Origin of the sequence: Amycolatopsis vastitatis, from assembly GCF_002234595.1 — a bacterium.
Taxonomy (GTDB): Bacteria; Actinomycetota; Actinomycetes; order Mycobacteriales; family Pseudonocardiaceae; genus Amycolatopsis; species Amycolatopsis vastitatis.
The window spans coordinates 23,162-43,756 of record NZ_NMUL01000030.1 but is presented as its reverse complement, the minus strand read 5'-3'; the positions used below and the strand labels follow the sequence as shown (position 1 = coordinate 43,756).

Genomic DNA, 20,595 nt, shown 5'->3' with positions numbered 1-20,595 from the left:
AGACTGACTCGACGAAGGAAGCCATGCAGCGAAGCGATCGCGACATCGCCGTCATCGGCATCGCCTGCCGCTACCCGGCGGCGGACGGCCCCGAGCAGTTCTGGGCCACGGTCACCTCCGGCACCGACGTGGTCCGGTCGTTCACCGACGACGAACTGCTCGACGACGGCGCCGACCCGGCGAGCATCGCCGACCCCGGCTACGTCCGGTCGGGCGTCGTGCTCGACGGGATCGCCGAGTTCGACGCGGAGTTCTTCGGCATGTCCCGTCGCGAGGCCGAGGTGCTCGACCCCCAGCACCGGCTGTTCCTCGAATGCTGTTGGCACGCCATGGAAGACGCCGGGCAGGCGCCCGGTTCCGCGGGCCGCCGGACCGGGGTGTTCGCCGGGGCACGCTCCAGCGTCTACCTGACGGAGAACCTCTCGTCCGCGCCCGAACTGCTGCGCGCCGTCGGCGACTACCAGGTGGCGTTGTCGACCGACAAGGACTACCTGGCCGGGCGGGTCGCGTACAAGCTGGACCTGCGCGGGCCCGCCGTCTCCGTGAACACGGCGTGCTCCACCTCGCTGGTGGCGGTGCACATGGCGAAGCAGAGCCTGGTGCTCGGCGAATGCGACGTGGCGCTGGCCGGTGGGGCCGCGATCGAGCCCGCGCAGCGGCGCGGCTACCCGTACGTCGAGGGCGGCACGTTGTCGCCGGACGGGCACTGCCGTCCGTTCGACAAGAACGCCCGGGGCACGATCGCGGCCAGCGGGGTCGGCGTCGTGGTGCTCAAGCGGCTGGCCGACGCGCTGCGCGACGGCGACCCGGTGCGCGCCGTGATCCGGGGTTCGGCGATCAACAACGACGGCGCCGCCAAGGTCGGGTTCACCGCGCCGGGCGTGGACGGGCAGGTCGACGTGATCACCCGGGCGCTGGCCGACGCTCGCGTGCCGCCCCGGTCGATCGGTTACGTGGAGGCGCACGGCACCGGCACCCCGCTCGGCGACCCGATCGAGGTGTCCGCGCTGACCAAGGCGTTCCGCACCGGCACCGAGGACACCGGGTTCTGCGTACTCGGCTCGGTCAAGGGCACCTTCGGCCACGCCGACGCGGCGGCCGGTGTCGCCGGGTTGATCAAGGCCGTGCTCGCGTTGGAGCACGGGATGCTGCCTGCCGGCCCCAACCTGGACGAGCCCAGCCCCCGGATCCGCCTGGCGAAGAGCCCGTTCCGGCTCAATACCTCCACAGTGGACTGGACGACGGACGGCAGCCCGCGCCGCGCGGGCGTCAGCTCGTTCGGCATGGGCGGCACCAACGCCCACGTGGTCCTGGAAGAAGCGCCGCCACGGCAGCCGGACGCGGACCGGACCGGGCCCGCGCTGCTGGCCTTGTCCGCCGCGACGCCACGCGCGCTGACCGACCTGGCGGAGTCGCTGGCGACCCACCTGGAGCGGCACCCGGGTGACCTCGCCGGGGTCGAGGCGACCCTGCACCGCGGCCGCGCCCGGCTCACCCACCGGCGGGTCGTGACCGGCGCCGACCACGCCGAACTCGTTGCCGCGCTGCGCAAACCCGCACCGCCGGTCGAGGGCACCGACCAGCCGGTCGCGTTCGTGTTCCCCGGTCAGGGCAGCCAGTACGCCGGGATGGGCGCCGGGCTGTACCGCGACGAACCGGTGTTCCGGGACGTGGTGGACGAGTGCGCGGCCGCGCTGCGCCCGCACCTCGGGCTCGACCTGCGGGACGTGCTGCACGGCGCGGACAGCGCGGAGGGTGGGGACGGCGGCGCGCTCGACCGGACCGCGCTGACCCAGCCGGCGTTGTTCGTCACCGAGTACGCGCTGGCCCGCACGCTGATGGACCGCGGCCTCACCCCGATCGCCATGGCCGGGCACAGCATCGGCGAGTACGTGGCCGCGTGCCTGGCCGGGGTGTTCACGCTGCCGGACGCGCTCGGCCTGGTCGCGACGCGCGGCCGGCTCGTGCAGTCGCTCCCGCCCGGCGCGATGCTCGCGGTCGAACTCGCGGAAAAGGACACCATCGAGCTGCTCCGGCCCGGCGTGTCGATCGCCGCGGTCAACGGGCCGCGGTCCTGCGTGCTCTCCGGCCCGCCGGCGGCCGTGCGGGAGATCGAGGCGGACCTGCGCGCGCGGGACGTCGCCTGCCGCGTGCTGCGCACCTCGCACGCGTTCCACTCGGGGATGCTCGACCCGGTGCTCGCCGAGTTCACCGAGGCGGTCGCGGCGGTCCCGCTCGCCGAACCGGGCCTGCGCTACCTGTCCAACGTCACCGGCACCTGGGTGACCGCGAAGCAGGCCACCGACCCGCACTACTGGGCAAGGCACCTGCGCGAACCGGTGCGGTTCGCCGACTCCGCGGCCGAGCTCGCGCGCGCCGGGCTGGTGGTGGCCGAGGCCGGGCCGGGGCGCACGCTGACGACGCTGGTGCGGCGCAGCGAGGGCACGGCCGTGCCCTTGATGCGGCGGGCCGCCGACGCGACCGACGACCTGCCGACGCTGCTTTCCGGCGTCGGCCAGGTGTGGGCGCACGGCGGGCGGGTGGACCTCGCCCGGTTCACCGGCAGCGATCGGCACCCGATGGTGTCCCTGCCCGGCTACCCGTTCCAGCGGCAGCGCTACTGGATCGAGGCAGGCCGCTCACACTCCACAGTGGACAGCAAGCCGGCGGCCGAGGAGACGCTCACCGACGACCAGGCGCGCATCGCGGCGGTCTGGGCCGAGCTGCTGGGCGTCGACGACATCGACGCGAGCGACGACTTCTTCGGCCTCGGCGGCGATTCCCTGCTCGCGACCCAGCTCGTCGCCCGGCTGAGCAGCCGGTTCGGGCTCACGGTCCCGCTCGACGCCGTGTTCGCCACGCCCACCCTGCGCGGCCTGACCGACGCGGCGACCGGGACGGCGGCCGGCCCCGCCGCGGAATCCGCGCCCGTGCGGCCGTCGGAGCTGCCCGCCACGGCCGTGCAGCGGCGCATGTGGTTCCTCGACCACGCCCACGACCACCCGGCCGCGTACGTCATCGCGACCGCGGCGGACCTGCACGGACCGCTGGACGTGGACGCCCTGCGCACCGCGTTCGCCGAGGTCGTCGCCCGGCACGAGTCATTGCGCACGGTCTTCCACGCGCCCGAAGGCCGGCCGCTGCAGGTGATCCGGGCCGAGGTCCCGGTGGCGCTACCGGTGACCGAGGCACACCCGGCCGACCTCGACGACCTCCTCCAGGCCGCGGCACGCACGCCGTTCGATCCGGCCGAAGGCCCGCTCTTCCGGTTCTCGCTGTTCCGGCTCGCCGCCGAGCACCACGTGTTGAGCATCTGCGTGCACCACATCGTCGCCGACAGCTGGTCGTTCGGCGTGCTGTTCGACGAGCTCGGCGCGTGCTACAGCGCGCTGCGCGCGGGAGAACCGTCGCCGCTGACCGGCCCCGCGGTGCAGTACGCCGATGTGGTCACCGACGTGGCGGCCGAGGCCGACCTAGAGTACTGGCGGGAAAACCTCGCCGGGGCGCCCGGCACCATCGACCTGCCGACCACCGGGCCGCGCCCGCCCGTGCAGACCTTCGACGGCCGGCTGGCCCGCCGCGTGCTCGGCGCCGACCTGACCGGACGCGTCAACGCCGTGGCCCGTGAGCACGACGCGACGCTCTACATGGTGTTGCTCGCCGCGTTGCAGGCGTTGCTGCACCGCTACAGCGGCCAGCAGGACATCTGCGTCGGCTCGCCGGTCGCGGGGCGCACCAAGGCCGAACAGGAACGGGTGGTCGGCTGCCTGCTCAACACGGTGGTGCTGCGCACCTCACTGGACCGCGAGCTGTCGTTCGCCGACCTGCTGACCCGGGTTCGGAGCACCGCGCTGGGTGCGTTCGCCCACCAGGGCGCGCCGTTCCAGCAGGTGGTCGAGGCGCTGAAGCTGCCGAAGGACCCCAGCCGCAACCCGCTGTTCCAGGTGATGTTCAACCTGCTCAACACCAGGGGCGCCGACCTGGCGCTCAGCGGGCTCACCGTGACCGAGCACCCCGTGCACCCCGGCGGCGCGCAGGTCGACCTCGGGCTCACCGTGCACCAGCGCGACGGCGAACTGGTCTGCGAACTGGAGTACAACACCGACCTGTTCGACGCGGCCGTCGCCGAGCGAACCCTCGGGCACTTCGAACAGCTGTTGCACGCGGTCACCGCCGACCCCGGCACCGCCATCGGCGCCGCGCCGCTGCTCACGGCGGCCGAGCAGGCCCAGCTCGCCGGCTGGTCCGGCGTCGGCACTCCCGTGGCACCGCCGGCCGGCGGCATCCACGACCTCGTCGCGGCGCAGGCAGCCCGCACCCCGGACGCTCTCGCGGTCACGTTCGGCGACACTTCCCTGACCTACCGAGAACTTCTCACCCGCGCCGACGCCCTCGCGGCCCGGTTGCGTGACCAGGGCGTCGGGCCGGACACCCTGGTCGCCGTCGCCGTGGAACGCTCCGAGCTGCTGCCGGTGGCGCTCCTCGCGGTGTTGCGGGCGGGCGGTGCGTACGTGCCGCTCGACGCGGCCTACCCGCGGCAGCGGCAGCAGTTCATCCTCGACGACTCCGGCGCCGCGGTGCTGCTCACCGAGCGCGCCCTCGCCGACCGCTACGCCGGGCAGGACCTGACCGTGCTGCTCGCCGACGAGCCGGCCGGGCACCGGCCCGCGGCCGCGGCCGTAACCCCGGCCTCGCCGCACAACCTGGCCTACGTCCTGTACACGTCCGGATCCACCGGACGGCCCAAGGGCGTGCGGGTCGAGCACGGCTCGGTGGTCAACTTCCTGCGGGGCATGCGCGAGCGGCTCGGCACCGGCCCGGCCGACACGCTGGTCGCGGTCACCACCTATGCCTTCGACATCTCGGTGCTGGAGCTCTTCCTGCCACTGATCAGCGGCGGGCGCGTGGTGCTCGCGAGCCGGGACGTCGCGCACGACCCGGCCGACCTCGCCGCGTTGCTGGAGCGGGAGAACGCCACGGTCATGCAGGCGACCCCGGCCACGTGGCAACTGCTGGTGACCGACGGCTGGACCGGCCGGCCCGGCCTGACCGCGTTGTGCGGTGGTGAAGCGCTGCCGGTCGCCCTCGCCGGGCAGCTGACCGAGCGGGTCCGGGTGCTGCACAACATGTACGGACCGACCGAGGCGACCATCTGGGCCACCGCCGCCGAGGTGGTGCCCGGCGCGCCGATCACCATCGGCAAGCCGTTGCCGGGCGTCACCGCGCACCTGCTCGACCCGGGCGGGCAGCCCGTGCCGGTCGGCGTGCCCGGCGAACTGCACCTCGGCGGCGCCTGTCTCGCCCGCGACTACCTGGGCCGCCCCGAGATCACGGCCGAGCGGTTCGTGCCCGACCCGTTCGCCGACGACCCGGACGCGCGCCTGTACAAGACCGGCGACCTCGCCCGCCACCGCGCGGACGGCACCATCGAGTTCCTCGGCCGCAACGACACCCAGGTGAAGGTCCGCGGCCACCGCATCGAGCTCGGTGAGATCGAGACCGTGCTCGGCGGGCACGACGCGGTCCGCGACGCCGTCGCCGTGGTCCGTGAGGACGGCGGCGACAAGGCGATCGTGGGCTACGTGACGCTGCACGACGGCGCCGCGGCGCCCAGCACCACCGACTGGCGCGCGCACCTGCGCACCGTGCTCCCCGACTACATGCTGCCGTCGGCGTTCGTCGTGCTCGAGGCGTTCCCGTTGACGCCCAACGGGAAGGTCGACCGCAACGCGCTGCCCGCGCCGCAGCGCACGGTGGCCGAGACTCAGGCGGCACCGCGCACCGCGTTCGAGGCGGACCTCGCCACGCGCTGGTGCGAGCTGCTCGGGTTGCCGGGCATCGGCATCGACGACGACTTCTTCGCCATGGGCGGCGACTCGTTCAAGGCGGTGCGCGCGGTGCGGGACCTCGGCGTGCCCGCGACCGTGATGGACCTCTTCACCCACCCGACCATCCGGCAGTTCGCCGAGCACGTCGCCGGGCCCGGCACCGGCACCACCACCGAGCAGAAGCTGCTGCTGCGGCTCACCCCGGCGCGGCCCACCACGGTGAACCTGGTCTGCGTGCCGCTGGCCGCGGGCGGTGCCCTCACCTACCGGGAGCTGGCCGCCGCGGTCCCGGACCACATCGCGCTCTACGCCATCCAGCCGCCGGGCCACGACGTCAGCAACCCCGGCGAGCCCGCGCTGGGCTTCGACGAGCTCGTCGAACGGTGCGCCGCCGAGGTCGAGGCGCTGGCCGGTCCCGTCGTCCTGTATGGACACTGCATGGGCGGGGCGCAGACCGTCGCGCTCGCCCGCAAGCTCGAGGACGACGGGGCCGACCTGCTGCGGGTCGTGATCGGCGGGCACTTCCCCGCGCCGCGGATGCCCGGCCGCTTCTCCCGGGCGCTGCGCGCGATGATGCCGTTGCGGCGCACCACGTCCAAGCGCCGCGCGCTGGAGTTCCTGCGCGCCACCGGGTTGTTCAACGAGGTGACGGACGCCGCCGAGCAGGACTTCCTGATGCGGATCTTCCTCGACGACACCCAGCAGGGCGAGGACTTCTACACCGACGCCTTCCACGGCGACGGGTTCCGCAAGCTGGCCGCGCCGGTCGTGTGCGTGGTCGGCGACGGCGACCGGGTCACCGAGCTGTACCAGGAGCGGGTGGCCGAGTGGACGCACTTCTCCGATTCGGTCTCCCTGCACGTGATCCCGCGGGCCGGGCACTACTTCCACAAGCACCAGGCCGACCAGCTCGCGTCGTTGATCGTCGCCGGGGAAGGTGCGCCGGTGACACCGCCACCGCCCGCGGACATGCGCGCGTTCCTGCTGGTCGCGCTCGGGCAGCTGGTGTCGCTGATCGGGTCGGGGCTCACGACGTTCACCCTCGGCGTGTTCGTGTACCAGCGCACCGGGTCGGTGTCGCTCTTCGGGTTGATCAGCGTGATGACGCTACTGCCCGCAGTGGCGCTCGCCCCGGTCACCGGCGCGATCGCCGACCGGTGGGACCGGCGCAAGATCATGATCGGCGCGGATGTGTTGTCCGCGGTCAGCTCGATCGGCCTGATCATGTTGCTGTGGACCGGATCGCTGCACCTGTGGCAGGTGTACCCGTTGGTGGCACTGGGTGCGATCGCGGTCGCGTTCCAGCAACCCGCGTACCGCGCCGCGGTGACGCAGCTGGTGCCCAAGCGCTACTACGGCCGGGCGAACGGGCTGGCGCAGCTCGGCAGCGCGGCGGGCACGGTGCTCTCGCCGCTGCTCGGTGGCGGGCTCGCGGTGCTGGTCGGCCTGACCGGCGTCGTGGTGATCGACGTGGTGACGTTCGGGTTCGCGTTGCTGACGCTGCTGCTCGTGCGGTTCCCGGACCGGATGTTCAACCGGCTCGAAGAGCCGTTCACCCGGGAGCTGACCGGGGGGTGGCGCTACCTCGTGCGGCGGCCGGGGCTGCTCGCGATCATCCTCGCCACGAGCGCGCTCAACTTCACCCTGGCGATGGTCGAGGTGATCGCCACGCCGCTGACCCTGTCGATGGGCGCCGTGTCGACCCTGGGCCTGGTGATGTCCGCCGGTGGCCTGGGCCTGCTCGGCGGAAGCGTGCTGACCAGCCTGTGGGGCGGGTTCCGGCGGCGCACCACCGGCATCCTCGGGTCCTTCGCGGTGATCGGCGCGTTCATGGTCGTGCTGGGCCTGGCGCCGAACCCGGTGTTCCCGGCCGTGGGTCTCTTCGGCATCGGCCTCGCGTCCGCGGTGCTCAACGCGCACTGGGGGTCGATCGTGCAGGCGAAGGTGGGCCTGGAGCTGCAGGGCCGGGTGTTCGCCGCCAACCTGATGGTCAGCTGGCTGATGGTGCCCGCCGGGTTCGCGCTCGCCGGGCCGCTGACCGATGGGGTGTTCGAGCCGCTCGCCGCCGCCACGGGGATGCCCGGGCGCGGCATGGGCTGGCTGGCGATGGGGGCGGGCATCGCGTCGCTGGCCTTGGCGGCGGGCGCGTGGCGGTACCGGCGCCTGCGACTGCTCGAGGACGAACTGCCCGACGCCATCCCCGATCCCGTCGTGCTGAAGGACAAGGACGTCATCCAGGCGAAGGCCGCCTGACTCGTCGGAGCCGGTTCCAGCGCGGCACGGGTCAGCGCCGCGTCGCCTACCGTGCGAAGAGGGCGTTGACCTGCTGGGTGGCCGCCTGTCCTGGCAAGCACCGAGAACGCTCCAGGTCCGTGGAGTCTCGAAGCGAGCGGACGCGAGGCGCACGGGAACGGGGCGGATACGGTCACGCTCACCATCGCCGCCCGGGGTTCGGGTTGAAGGCGGGGTGGAAGCTCTCCGGTGGGGCGAGGTAGCTCGTCGGCAGCCCGCCGGTGTCGATGACGATCTGGTCGACGGCGTTCGCCGGGTCGACCATCCACAGCTTGAGGACGTGCTCGCCCGGCCGGTCCACGGTGATGCTCGTGGTCAGCTTCTCGATGCCCTCGACCACGTTGCGCGACCACGCGGCGGTGGCGGACGTGACCCCCGTGCCCTTGAGCAGGATCGGGGTGCCGGCATCGAGGCCGATGGCGAGCCGGCGGGTGCCGCGTTCGTCCAGCGAGGGCAGCCGGTACACCGTGAGCGGGAAGGTGCCGGCCGTGGCGAAGCGGACGTTGTACTGGAGTTCGGGCGCCACGGTGCGGCTGTCGCCGTCGAGGCGCGCCGCGTCGAACGGCGCACCGATAACTGCAGCGCCGGACCGGCCGAGGCCGGGAATGGTCTGCCAGGTCGCCCCGGACCGTGGCGCCAGCCGGTCGTAGTGCTCGGCCTCGATCGACACGTAGCCGTGTGCCTCGACGAAACCGATTGCCGTGGCCCGGCCCTGCTCGCCGTCGTTGACGACCTGCAGCGGCACGGTCACGGTCGCGCCGGCGCCGGTGATGCGCACCTGGGGGCTGCTGACGCCCGACTGGGCCGCGGCCCAGTCGACGCTGACCCAGATCCGCGCCTGGTCCGGGGTGGTCCCGGTCGTGGTGCTGACCTGCACCCAGGAGTGGCTGGGGGACGCCTGCCAGGTCAGCGGGGCGAAACCGGTGTTGAAGACGTCGATGAACCGCCGGTTCCGGGTGTACGAAGAGAACGTCAAGGGCCGGGCGACGCCGGCTTCGTTGCCCTCGGCGGCCACGCCGAGCCCCACGGCACTCGTCGGCGTACGCCTCGTCACGGCGGGCACCCGCGGTGCCTTGGGGACGTTGGCCGGGTAGGGGTTGATGATCTCCTTCCACTTGCCCCCGGCGATCGCGGTGTTGTAGCGGCGGGTCAGCGCCTCCTCGTCGGCCTGGGCCCGCTCGGCGAGGTCGGCGAAGACGTTCACCCCGGCGCCGCGGCCCTGCTTGACGGCGAGTGCGTTGCGGTCGGCGCACACGAACTTCAGGTTCATCAGGTACGCGCCGGTCAGCGGGTACTGCAGCAGCTCGAAGAAGGCGTCCTGGTAGGCCGCCGGCAGCTGCCGGCCCACGGCTTCGGCTCGGCTGATCAGGTTCTGGTACGCCGCCATCCGCCGATCCGCCTCGTCGCCGTGGTGGACAAGGGAGAAGACCCCGCTCTGGATGAACTCGGGGCGCAGCGCCGCGGCCAGTTCGTAGTAGCCCTGCCGGATCTCGGCGATCTCCCGGGCGTACGCGGCGCCGAACTGCCGACCGGCCCATTCGGCCAGCCGGGGTTGCCCGTCCTCCGCGCGCCACCGGTCGATGTCCCAGGCGAGCGCCATCGCGAACGACAGCCCGGTCTCCTGCGACTTCAGGTCGCCCACGTTGACGATCCAGGTGTGGCGGACCCCGTTGTCGTACGCCCGGCGCAGCTCCTGCCAGATCTTGGCGGGCGCCGTGGTGTCCAGCCACAGGTAGCTCTTCGGCGCTCCCCAGTAGGAGAGGTGGTAGTACAGGCCGTTGCCGCCGGAACGCTGCCGCTCGGCCGCCGTGGGCAGCTGCCGCATGTTCCCGTGGTTGTCGTCCGGCCAGATCAGCGTCACGTCGCCGGGGACCTGCACCCCGGCGTTGTAGAGGTCGAGCACCTCCTTGTACGGGATGAAGATCTGCGGCACGCCGCCGGCCGCCGGGCCGACCTCTTCCGCCAGGATCCGGCGCTGCTGGGTGATGATGTCGTTCATCACCGCGACCCGCTCGGCCGTGGTCTTGGCGTTCTTGGTGACCAGGCCCGAATCGTGGATGCCGCGCATGCCGATGGTCCAGACGCTTTCGTACCGGGCGTTGGCTTTCGCGCGGGCCCGCCAGTAGTCGAGGATCGTCTGCGGGTTGACCGTGTAGTCGTACTCCGGGAGGCTGCCGTCCGGGTTGCGGTGCGCCTCCGCCCACGGCTGCCACTCGTGCACGTTGTTGCGCAGCAACGCCTCCGGGTGGCTGGAACCGACGACGACGCCGTACTCGTCGGCCAGGCGTGCGTTGTCGGGGTACTTGTTGAAGTGGTCCGACTCGGGGTGCATGGCCGGCCACAGGTAGTTCGCCTTGAGCCGCAGCATCAGCTCGAAGACCCGGGTGTAGGTCACCGGCCCGATGTGCTTGCCGGGCTCCGCCGTCCGGTACGCCCACTGCGACAGGTTGTCCTCGTCGTTGAGGAAGATGCCGCGGTACCGGATCGCCGGCTCGCGCCGCTTCTCCGTGGCCGGCGGCAGGGTCACCGTGTCCCGGTGCGGCACCGGCACGTCGGCCCACCAGTACCACGGGGAGACGCCGATGCGCTCGGACAGGTCGTAGACGCCGTAGACGGTGCCGCGCCGGTCGCTGCCGGCGATGACCAGCGCGCGGTCGACCCCGGCGATCGGCGCCTCGACGACCTGGGTCACCGAGGCCTCCCAGCGCCCGGCGACCTCGGACACGTCGAGGCGGCCGGACGCGACGAGCTTGTCGATGACCGGGCTGTGGCCGATCGTGCCGATCAGCACCGCCGCACGGGACAGCCCGGCGGTGCGGTTCGTCAGGATGGGCAGCACCCCGCTGACCCGCTCGATGTCCGCCTGCAGGTCACCGGCCACGCGGCGGACGGCCACGTCGTCGCCCGCGTCCACGAACACGTCAGCGGCGACGCCGCCCGCAACGAGGGGAAAGCCGTCACCCGCGGCGGCGGCCGGCTCGGCGGCGAGCAAGGCCGGGGTCAGCGGCAGCGCCCCCACGGCGGCCAGCCCCCGCAGGAACGACCGGCGGGATGGCACGAACGCGTCGTCATCCGGTTGCCCCGGCGGCTTGGCGATCACGGGAGTGTCCCTTCCCCATGGCGGCTCGGCGGCGCATGGTTCCTGGAAATAGAAGCGCACAACGGAGAACGTCGCAAGACTTTCACGGCCGGTTTCCGTGAACGTTCACCGCGCCGACTTCGAATTCGTCGAAGTGTTGTCGCCCTTCCCCGAGAAAGCGCTATCATGGTCGAGCTTCGAACCAGCGGAGCGTCAGTCTTGCGGCTTAGTCGTCGATCAAGGGAGATCGGATGACCACGCACGGAACAGAGTTCCCCATGAACGCAGGGCCGGAAATCGGATCGCCTCCGCTGGGACGCCGCAGCGTGCTGCTCGGCGCCGCCGCGGGTGTGGGCGCGCTCGCGTTGGGCGCGAGTGCCGCGACGCAGGCGATGGCCGCCGTGTTCCCGGCGCAGCCCGCCGCGGCCGCCTTCTTCAAAGGCGCCGACATCAGCTGGGCACCACAAATGGAAGCCCACGGCTACACCTGGAAGAATTCCAGCGGACAGAGCCAGGACCTGCTGACCATCCTCAAGGGCTACGGCATCAACGCCATCCGGCTGCGCACCTTCGTCAACCCCTCCGGCAGCGCCACCGACGGCCACTGCAGCATCACCGAGGTCGCCGCGCTGGCCAAACGCGTCAAGGCGGCCGGCATGGCCATCATGCTGGACTACATGTTCGGCGACACCTGGAACTCCGTCGGCGTGCAGAACCCGCCCGCGGCGTGGAAGAACCTGAGCTACAGCCAGCTGCTGAGCGCCATGAACTCCTACGTCAACCAGACCATGAACGTCATGAAGAGCAACGACGTCCTGCCCACCTGGGTGCAGATCGGCAACGAGATCAACAGCGGCATCTGCCACCCGGTCGGCAGCGTCTCCAACGGCGCCCAGATGACGGGCCTGCTCAACGCCGCCTACAACCAGGTCAAGCAGGTGTCACCGAGCACCACGGTGTGCATCCACCTCGCCCAGCCCCAGAAGTACGACTCGATGCAGACGTTCTTCAGCCGATATTCCGGCAACGGCGGCAAGTGGGACATGTCCGTCTTCTCCTCCTACGGCAGCGCCAGTCTGGCCTCCGGCATCGTGGCGAACATGAAGAAGATCTCCGACCAGTACGGGAAACCGTTCCTGCAAAGCGAGTTCGGCGGCCCGGTGAGCAAGGTGTCCGCCACCAAAGCTTCGCTGGTGGCCTACCTCGACGCCCTCAAGAGCACGGGTGGCCGGGGCCTCTTCTACTGGGAGCCGGAGGGCTACTCGCCCTTCACCGGCTACGCCAACGTCGCCTGGGACTCCGCCACCCGCAAGCCCACCGCCATCATGGACGGCTTCCGGTAACCCCTGGCGAGACCTTCCCGGGAACGAATGGAGAACGGAGACCGCTTTGCGAAAGCTCATTCTCACGCTCGTGACGGTGATCGCGGCGCTGGTGTCGACGGGCACTGTTCCGGCAGTCGCTTCGCTCCACGACACCGCCGCACCGAGTTGCGTGGCCCGCCCGGCGGGGTCGAACGCCACAGCAGCTGCCATGGTCAAGGTGTGGCTCGCCGGCGACTCGACCATGGCGGATCCGAAGTCCTCCTGCCCGGTCGGCTGGGGCAGCAGGTTCGACGCGCTGTTCAACGACCAGGTGACCGTGGTCAACAAAGCCGTGTCGGGTCGCAGCATCCAAACGTGGCTCTACGAATCGAACGTGACCGGCGCCAAGAACTCCGCCGGTGAATGCGTGGTGAACCCGAACACCTACGCCCAACGCTGGCTGGACATGCTCGATCCCGCGAACGGGATGCACTCGGGCGACTACCTGTTCATCCAGTTCGGCATCAACGACAGCGATCCGAACTGCCCACGACACGTCGGCACCGCCCGCTACCAGAGCCTGCTCACCACAATGACGAACGCGGCGAAGAGCCGAGGCGCCCACCCGGTGCTGCTGACCCCGGTCGCGGCCATCACCTGCAGCGGAAGCACGGCGGTCGGCAACCGGGGATTCCTTTCCCCGACAACGGCAGCCGGCACCGCCACCGGAGCGCCCGTGATCGACCTGCACAAGCTGAGCTACACCCTCTACAACACCCTCAAGCTGTGTCCCAACAACGGCGACTACACCAAAGGCGCCGTGGGCGCGTTCTTCTGCAACGACCACACGCACTTCGAGGCCGCGGGCGCGGACCAGATCGCGCGGGTCGTGGCCAAGGCACTGCGCGATCAGAAGATCGGCCTCGCCGGCTACCTCAAGTAGCCAGGGGCGGCGCCGGGTGTGTCGCAGCGGGCCACAGCTCGCGCCACCGTGGCCGCGACGACCGGTCACGACTCGACCTCCCCTACTGGCGGCTGTGCTCGAAGCCACGCAGACCGACCCGCCAGTGTGATTCAGCCGGCCCAGGGCAGGTCGTGGCCGGAAACTCCATGGCGGCCTCGGCTGCCCACCACGCAAAGCGGACGGGGGAGGCGCGTCGCCCTTCCGCCGTCGGCTCACTGCGTGGACATCGTTCACTCCGTGAACATGGTCAGCGACCGGGTCCGGTCGAAGCGTCGGGCGGCCAGGTCTTCGTGGCGGATCAGGAAGCGGCCGACGTGTACCTGGTCCTCCAACTGGAACTGGGCCAGCGGTATCCACTCGCTCATCAGCCGGATGGTCTCCTCCTCCACGAGCCGGTCGCGGTTCGGCACGTCGTGCGCGATCGACTCCTCCGCCATGCCGTACTCGGCGTTTTCGCCGATGCCCAGCTCCATTGAATAGCCGCCGAGGTAGAGGTCGGCGCCCGTCGTCACCGGCGGCCAGAGCTCCTTGAACAAGGTACGGAGGTCTTCGAGGTAAGCGGTGTCGCCAACCTGCAGCTGGACGACGTCCGACTCGAACTCGAGATTCTCCGGGTCGTCGAACCAGCCCGGCATCTCCGGCTGGACCAGAGCGGCAAGGTCGGACTGCGGCCGGAGGAAACCCGATTCGAACCAGTCGTCGTCGTGGGGCGGCGGCTGTTCCACCTGCACGGTGGCGGTGCCGGCCGGAATGTGGACGACGCGTGCGAACTCCTGCTCGTCGGCCGCGTGCAGAGCGTGCTCGTGCGCCAAGAAGAACAGCAGCGACCCGTCCGCCGGGAGCTCGAGCCCGTCGGCCCGCGGCAGCTTCGCGCAGTCGAGCGAGGCGATGAACGGCAGCGGTAACCGGCCCAGGCCGCTGATGTCGGCGTACGGCCATTCCGTGCCGGCCGGCAGGCGTGGCAGCCCGCCGTTCTGTCCGACCACGCCACCGTGCCGCTCAGCCGATTCGATGCCGTACCGGTTGGCATTGCACACCCAGATCGCCACACGGAGAAAGCGGCCGATCCGGTCGACCGCGTCGGCCGGGATGCCACGCTCGATCGCCGTACTCCGAAGCTGTTCAAGATGGTCCATGGCCGAGCACTCTCGCACATCCACCAGTGATCATCCGAGCAGGGACGTGCCGGCCGAGCGGAAGAGCAAATCGCGTCGACTCCGCGGCGCGTCTCAACGGCCGAGTCTCGCGTTTGAGACACGATCACCATCGGCGACCGGGCAAGGCCGGCCGGGGAACGCACCCATGACGCCGCCCGCGAGGCCGTGCGGCTTCGATCGGTATGTTTCGCTCCCGGCCGGGCCCGGCCGTGTGCCGTGAAACTGCGGATCAGGTGGGAAGATCATCCGGTGGCGTTGGCTCGGTAGCTACCGGGGGTGGTCGCGTACTCCCGCGACCGGTAAGGCGGGCAACCGCGTGACAGCCGCGCTCGCCGAGGCCGGTCTTGCGGGTGCGTCCGGCGAGCCGGCATCCGGGGGTGCCCACAGCGAACGTCGACCCGGTGCTGTTCGACTGGGCCGACGAGCCGACGTGGGCGGATTCGGTCGCCGGCGCCGATGCCCTGTTCCTCAAGGGGCTTGACGTCCTCGATGACGCGGCCTTGCTGATCGCGCGCCTCATCGCGGCCGCCCCGCAGGCGGAGCACGTGGTCCTGATGTCCGCCTTCGGGGTCGACAAGGCTCCAGCGGCCGCTCCGCGCGCGCGAGTCGAACAGGCGGTACGGGAGTCGGGCCCCCGGCCTCGGCTTCGGCGCGGTCGAGCTCACCCTTGGCGATCATTTCGCCGACCATCGGGGGTGTCGATGGTGCCCCTGGAGACACGCAGACCACGGACGACCCCGGAGCGGCGTTGCTGTCCCGCCGTCGGCCGGCACCGCGGTCGAGGTACGCGACCGGCTATGCGGCGTCCCGGCGGGCCACCACCCGATACGCGTTGGACCACCCGCGCCGCCGGCCGAACGGTGCGCTGATCCGGTCCGCCGCCGAGGCCAGGATGAAGAACGGCACGCACACGATGAACGTGGCCTTGCGCAGGATCCGCCGCCACCGCGCCGGCGGCGCGTCCCGCCACGGAAGATCCTCCCCGGCGATGGTCAGGGCGTTGACCGCCATGATCGAGGCGGCCAGCACGTCGATGGCGTCATGTGGCTCGGCACGCTGCTCGGCGACCACCGTGAATCCGCGGTCCGCAAGCTCCGCGCGGAGGTTGCCGATCGGCATCAGGTTCAGATGCTGGGGTTGCAGCCAGGGCATCCACCACCGGCCGAGCAGCTTCGCCCAGCGACATTCCGGATCGGGCAGCTCGATCGCCAGCAGCCCGCCGGGCCGCAACACCGCCATCGCGGCCGCCAGCTCTCGCTTCGGTTCCGCGGTGTGTTCCAGGTAGTGGTACATGCTGACCACGTCGTAGCGCCCGGCGAGCTCCTCGGCCAAGTCCACGAAAAAGCCCCGATAGCCGGTACGGATCCAGCCCTGCCGACGCGCCAGCTCCACCCCGTCGCCGAGATCGAGACCGTCGAACTTGACACCGGGCAGCACCGCGGCGGCTTCCTTGCAGAAATGCCCGTGTCCCATGCCGACGTCGAGCCACTCACCCGATGCGCCGACGTCCCGGACCAGCTCGGCCCGGGAGCGATAACCCGCCCGGTTGCTTTCGAACATCCCGGACATGTTCTTTTCGCCGAGCCCGTCGTAGCAGTCCCGGTAGTAGAACTCGAGCCCGGCCGGGTTCAGCCGGGGGTTCTGGAAGACGTGCCCGCAGTCCCGGCATTCGTCGAGCCCGAACCGGCCCGGCTTGTGCAGCAGCAAGTCCGTCGTGCACAACCGGCCACGAAGGGCATCGGAGCCACACCACGGACAGCTTGTGCGGCGAGGCTCGAAGAACCGATCCACGCCGCCGGCCAGGTCCTTCAGGTAGGCCGGACGGCGCAAGGCGACCGGATCGGCCGGCGCGTCGTCCTCGATCATGGAGGCGGATCCTAATGCGCGGACCACCCGGACGTGCACCTTCGAACGGACGGAGTTGCGCGCCGGCCTGCGAGCGCTCGCCTGCCGGCCGGCCGCGGACGAAGCGTTGCGTGCCGCGGTGGCCCTCGACGTCGAGGCGCCGAGTCCGACGAACCGCGTAGGCCGATCGAGGTACCGAGCGCGTTGCTCGATCACCTCTCTTGACAACGTGCCGGAAAAGCACCTACATGGACAATGGTTCAAACCACTCAACGGGAGTTGATCTACCGTGGTCAAACTTGGTCGGATCAGCGCGTCGCTGGCAGGCGCCGCCCTCTTGGCCGCCATGGTGACAGGCACGAGTGCGGCGAGTACGTCCGCCGCGCCGCGCAAGACCGGGCCGATCACCGTGGCCTACGTCGAGGTGAACAACAACAGCATGCTGAACGTGGGCAAGTACGCGCTCGCTCAGGGCGGCGGCAACGTGTTCGACATCGGCGTCATCTTCGCCGCCAACATCAACTACGACACCGCGACGAAGTCGGCGTACTTGTACTTCAACCCGAACGTGCAGAACGTCCTCGACAACGTGAGCACCCAAGTCCGCCCGCTGCAGGCCAAAGGCATCAAGGTCATGTTGTCGATCCTCGGCAACCACCAGGGCGCCGGGTTCGCCAACTTCCCCTCCCAGCAAGCGGCCGCGGCCTTCGCCAAACAGCTGTCCGACACCGTGACCAAGTACGGGCTCGACGGCATCGACTTCGACGACGAATACTCCGAATACGGCAACAACGGCACCGGCCAGCCCAACGCCGGCTCCTTCGTCCACCTCGTCACGGCCCTGCGCGCGGCGATGCCCACCAAGCTGATCTCGCTGTACAACATCGGCCCGGCAGCCTCAAGGCCGTCCTACGGCGGCACCGACATCACTTCGAAGTTCAACTACGCCTGGAACCCCTACTACGGCACCTGGGCGTACCGAACATCGCCCTCCCCAAATCCGGGCTCTCCCCTGCGGCAGTCCAGATCGCAGCGACATCCACCAGCACCGCCGCCAGCCTCGCCCAGCGAACCGTGAGCCAAGGCTACGGCGTGTACCTGACCTACAACCTCGGCGCCGCCGACGCACACACCTACATCTCCAGTTTCACCAAACCCCTGTACGGCAAGGACGCCGTGCACACGAACTAGCCACCTCGGCTGCCGAGGCCGGCTATCGCCGAACTGGACGCGAGCATCGAGTCCAAATCTGTCTTGGTCAGGAACAAGGCTCCCGCGTTCACAGTGATTCCTGTTCAGCGGTTTCGGACTGCGGGAATGGGTGGCGGATCAGCCGCAAGGCCAAGACGGCGCACACGATGGCGACGGGAATTTCCACGCATACTGCCATCGCGATCGCGATAGCCAGCTCGCCCCCGGGTGTCGCCGCGGTAACGTCGAACCAGGCGTCTGTCAGGAGAAGCGCAGCGGCCGCTGTGGCGGTCAGCGTGCAGCGGTTATCCGCCCGCCTCAGGAATCGACCGGTGGCGAACAAGGCCAGTGCCTCGCAACTGTCCAGACCGACCCAGCCCAGGGCCCAGTGACTGTCCATCGCCTCCTTCGGCAAAGACATCGACAGGTAGAGAACCCACGGGATCATGATCAGGCCTGCGACGGCAAAGGCCCTGCCGAGACGTCGCGGGCTTCGGGTACCGGGTCTGTCCGGCACCGCCGACCAGCGCGCGTGGTCAGCGCTGCTGAGCGCTTCGATCGGGTTGGTGGTCCGACATTCCGGGCGCTGCTTCATGCCCGGGGAGAACTCGCCGATGTGGCGGCGCACGATGCCGGACAGGCCACGGCCAGGACGTGAGGTGCGGGGCGCTCGAGCGACGGGTTCGTTGCGGTGGCATCCACCGGCGCCCAGACCTGCTTGAGCGGGTCGCAGAGCCAGGTCACACCGGCCGGCGCGGGCGGGCCGCCGTCGCATTTCTTCGTCGTGCCGCGAAGATCGGTCATCGGTGCGTTCGTCATGGTCACGAACCTACGAACAGAATGCCCTCCGTCGCGTCGGCCGGTGGATGTCACCGTTCCCCCGGCCGTCGGCCCGGGGGTGTACCGGCGCGTACATCCCCGGGGCGACGCGCGGAGCCGACGCCACTGAATACGATCTCCGCATGGAAGAGCTTCTCCAGCGTCTCTCGACATCGAAGCGCGTGACATGGCTGATGTCACAAGCCGTGGTGTTGGCCACCGCCTGCTTCTACGCGGTGACGCTTTGCTGGTCGATCGCTCGGGTTCCGGACCACGACGGCCTGTTCCGGTTTCCCGGCCTCGGGCCCTTCCAGATGATGGTTCTGTGCGTCGTGCTCGCCCTTCCGGTTCTGCTGATGCGCCGTCTGCCGGCCGCGGTCTTCGCGGCGATCCTGGGCGAATCGATCCTCGGCTACCTCTTCGGCATGCGGTCCGAGGCCGTGTTCGTCGTGCTCGTCGTCTTGGGCGGGCACCTTGCCGTCCGGCGGCCGAAGGCTGCCGCCGTCGGCTCCGTCGCGGCCGTCGCGGCCGTTTTCGTCAACAACACCCACGTCTACCCCGGGGAGAACATCGGCGACACGGCCCAGTGGGCCGGGCAGTACGCGTTGTGGTTCGCGGTCGCGTGGGTCTTCGGCGGGGTGTATCGCAAACGCCGTGAATACCTCGAAGCCCTGCACGAGCAGACCGCGGCCCGCACCGTCATCACCGAGCGGCTGCGGATCGCCCGCGAACTGCACGACAGCGTCGCGCACAGCATCGGGATCATCACGGTGCTGTCGGGCGCGGCGGCGCGGGTCGTGGACACCAAGCCCCAGCAGGCGCGGCAGGCGCTGACCGGCATCGAGACCACCAGCCGCCAGACGCTGCTCGAGCTGCAGCGCATGCTCGGGGCGCTCCGCCGCGCGGAGCCGGACGACGCCATGCCGCAGGCCGCTCCGCTGGCGCCGGCCGGCAGCCTGGCCGACGTCCCGCAACTCGCCGAACACACGGCCGACGCCGGGGTGCGGGTCCACGTGACCTGGCAGGGCGAGCGGCGTCCACTGCCGCCGGAGATCGAACTGTCGGCGTTCCGGATCATCCAGGAGTCGCTGACGAACGTGGTGCGGCATTCCGGGGCGCGGACGTGCCGGGTCGCGGTCGGGTACGAGCCGGAGGGAGTGACGATCGAGGTGGTGGACGACGGTCTCGGCGGGCCGGGCCGTCCCAGGCACTCGACGGCGCCCGGCGGGAGCGGCTTCGGCCTGCTCGGCATGCGCGAGCGGGCGAAGTTGCTGTCCGGCCAGTTCAGCGCCGGCCGGCGTCCGGAGGGCGGATTCCGGGTAGCGGCGAGGCTCCCGGCATGAGCGTGCGGGTGCTGCTGGTCGACGACCAGCCGCTGATGCTGGTCGGGCTCGCGATCCTGATCGGCGACACCGACGATCTGGAGGTCGTCGGCGAGGCCGGCGACGGCCGCGAGGCGATGCGTCTGGTGCGTGAGCTGCGGCCGGACGTGGTGGTGATGGACATCCGGATGCCGGGCATGGACGGGATCGAGGCGACCCGGCAGGCGACCGCCGAGCCGGACCCGCCCAAGGTGCTGGTGCTGACGACCTTCGACGACGACGAGTACGTCTACGGCGCGCTGCGCGCCGGGGCCAGCGGATTCCTGCTCAAGAGCATGGCCCTGAACGCGATCCTGGACGCGATCCGCGTGGTGGCGGCCGGCGACGCGTTGATCGCGCCCAGCGTGACCCGACGGCTGATCGCGGACTTCGCCGGAACCTCCGGCCCCGCGGCCCCCGAACCGGACACCGAGCCCGCCGCGGACACAGGTCTCATCGCGGAGATCACCGGCCGGGAGCGCGAGGTGCTGGCACTGGTCGGACAGGGCCTGTCGAATCCTGAGATAGCCGAGCGGTTGGTGATCAGCGCGGCGACGGCGAAGACTCATGTCGCGCGCCTGTTCGCCAAGCTCGAGGCTCGGGACCGCGTCCACCTGGCGATCATCGCCTTCGAGGCCGGACTCGTGCCGCGCAGACGGTAGGGCGGTTCGCCGCGTTCTCCGGACGCGCCGGCTCACCCACCTGGCCGCAGCGGGATTCGAGACGTGTCGCCCATGCAGTTGCGGTCGGGGCCG

Annotated in this window: 11 protein-coding genes; 6 read left to right on the top strand and 5 right to left on the bottom strand. The window is 70.6% G+C overall.

What is annotated here, in order from left to right; all coding sequences use genetic code 11:
* Positions 1-23 precede the first annotated feature (23 nt).
* Positions 24-8,081 (top strand): hybrid non-ribosomal peptide synthetase/type I polyketide synthase, encoded by an 8,058-nt coding sequence (locus CF165_RS27030; protein ID WP_093950382.1) that lies wholly within the window; start codon positions 24-26, stop codon positions 8,079-8,081.
* Between the two features lie 178 nt (positions 8,082-8,259).
* Here the strand turns inward: CF165_RS27030 and CF165_RS27025 are convergent, their stop codons facing one another.
* Positions 8,260-11,220: a glycosyl hydrolase 115 family protein gene (locus CF165_RS27025; RefSeq protein ID WP_093950381.1), complete on the bottom strand. Its 2,961-nt coding sequence runs from the start codon at positions 11,218-11,220 to the stop codon at positions 8,260-8,262.
* Positions 11,221-11,477: 257 nt separating this feature from the next.
* Between CF165_RS27025 and CF165_RS27020 the strand changes: the two genes are divergently transcribed.
* Together CF165_RS27020 and CF165_RS52805 are read left to right on the top strand one after the other, a co-directional pair.
* Complete coding sequence (locus CF165_RS27020) at positions 11,478-12,542, top strand: glycosyl hydrolase 53 family protein (RefSeq protein WP_240521810.1); 1,065 nt, start codon at positions 11,478-11,480, stop codon at positions 12,540-12,542.
* A 46-nt stretch (positions 12,543-12,588) separates the two neighbouring features.
* On the top strand, positions 12,589-13,446 hold the full coding sequence (locus CF165_RS52805) for an SGNH/GDSL hydrolase family protein (RefSeq protein WP_240521809.1): 858 nt from the start codon (positions 12,589-12,591) through the stop codon (positions 13,444-13,446).
* A 251-nt stretch (positions 13,447-13,697) separates the two neighbouring features.
* Here the strand turns inward: CF165_RS52805 and CF165_RS27010 are convergent, their stop codons facing one another.
* Both CF165_RS27010 and CF165_RS27005 read right to left on the bottom strand, forming a co-directional pair.
* Complete coding sequence (locus CF165_RS27010; protein ID WP_093950379.1) at positions 13,698-14,603, bottom strand: DUF1963 domain-containing protein; 906 nt, start codon at positions 14,601-14,603, stop codon at positions 13,698-13,700.
* An 816-nt stretch (positions 14,604-15,419) separates the two neighbouring features.
* Positions 15,420-16,529 carry a class I SAM-dependent methyltransferase gene (locus tag CF165_RS27005; protein ID WP_240521808.1) on the bottom strand — a complete coding sequence of 370 codons (1,110 nt, stop codon included), beginning with the start codon at positions 16,527-16,529 and terminating at the stop codon, positions 15,420-15,422.
* Positions 16,530-16,758: 229 nt separating this feature from the next.
* On the opposite strand from CF165_RS27005, the gene CF165_RS27000 reads away from it, so the two are divergent.
* Positions 16,759-17,547 (top strand): endo-beta-N-acetylglucosaminidase H, encoded by a 789-nt coding sequence (locus tag CF165_RS27000; RefSeq protein WP_240521807.1) that lies wholly within the window; start codon positions 16,759-16,761, stop codon positions 17,545-17,547.
* Between the two features lie 201 nt (positions 17,548-17,748).
* Here the strand turns inward: CF165_RS27000 and CF165_RS26995 are convergent, their stop codons facing one another.
* Both CF165_RS26995 and CF165_RS52115 read right to left on the bottom strand, forming a co-directional pair.
* Positions 17,749-18,255 (bottom strand): hypothetical protein, encoded by a 507-nt coding sequence (locus CF165_RS26995; RefSeq protein WP_240521806.1) that lies wholly within the window; start codon positions 18,253-18,255, stop codon positions 17,749-17,751.
* Positions 18,252-18,479 carry a hypothetical protein gene (locus CF165_RS52115; protein ID WP_205660990.1) on the bottom strand — a complete coding sequence of 76 codons (228 nt, stop codon included), beginning with the start codon at positions 18,477-18,479 and terminating at the stop codon, positions 18,252-18,254. Before CF165_RS52115 ends, CF165_RS26995 begins: the two co-directional genes overlap by 4 nt.
* Positions 18,480-18,622: 143 nt before the next feature.
* On the opposite strand from CF165_RS52115, the gene CF165_RS26990 reads away from it, so the two are divergent.
* Positions 18,623-19,822 carry a sensor histidine kinase gene (locus CF165_RS26990; RefSeq protein ID WP_240521805.1) on the top strand — a complete coding sequence of 400 codons (1,200 nt, stop codon included), beginning with the start codon at positions 18,623-18,625 and terminating at the stop codon, positions 19,820-19,822.
* On the top strand, positions 19,819-20,502 hold the full coding sequence (locus tag CF165_RS26985) for a response regulator (RefSeq protein ID WP_093950376.1): 684 nt from the start codon (positions 19,819-19,821) through the stop codon (positions 20,500-20,502). The genes CF165_RS26990 and CF165_RS26985 overlap by 4 nt, the downstream gene beginning before the upstream one ends.
* Positions 20,503-20,595 lie beyond the last annotated feature (93 nt).

Bases quoted from the DNA above. Each gene is read 5' to 3' on its own strand.
- CF165_RS52115 (WP_205660990.1), bottom strand. From the start codon at position 18,479: ATGACGAACGCACCGATGACCGATCTTCGCGGCACGACGAAGAAATGC.
- CF165_RS26990 (WP_240521805.1), top strand. From the start codon at position 18,623: ATGGAAGAGCTTCTCCAGCGTCTCTCGACATCGAAGCGCGTGACATGG.
- CF165_RS26995 (WP_240521806.1), bottom strand. From the start codon at position 18,255: ATGAAGCAGCGCCCGGAATGTCGGACCACCAACCCGATCGAAGCGCTC.
- CF165_RS26985 (WP_093950376.1), top strand. From the start codon at position 19,819: ATGAGCGTGCGGGTGCTGCTGGTCGACGACCAGCCGCTGATGCTGGTC.
- CF165_RS27020 (WP_240521810.1), top strand. From the start codon at position 11,478: ATGAACGCAGGGCCGGAAATCGGATCGCCTCCGCTGGGACGCCGCAGC.
- CF165_RS27030 (WP_093950382.1), top strand. From the start codon at position 24: ATGCAGCGAAGCGATCGCGACATCGCCGTCATCGGCATCGCCTGCCGC.
- CF165_RS27010 (WP_093950379.1), bottom strand. From the start codon at position 14,603: ATGGACCATCTTGAACAGCTTCGGAGTACGGCGATCGAGCGTGGCATC.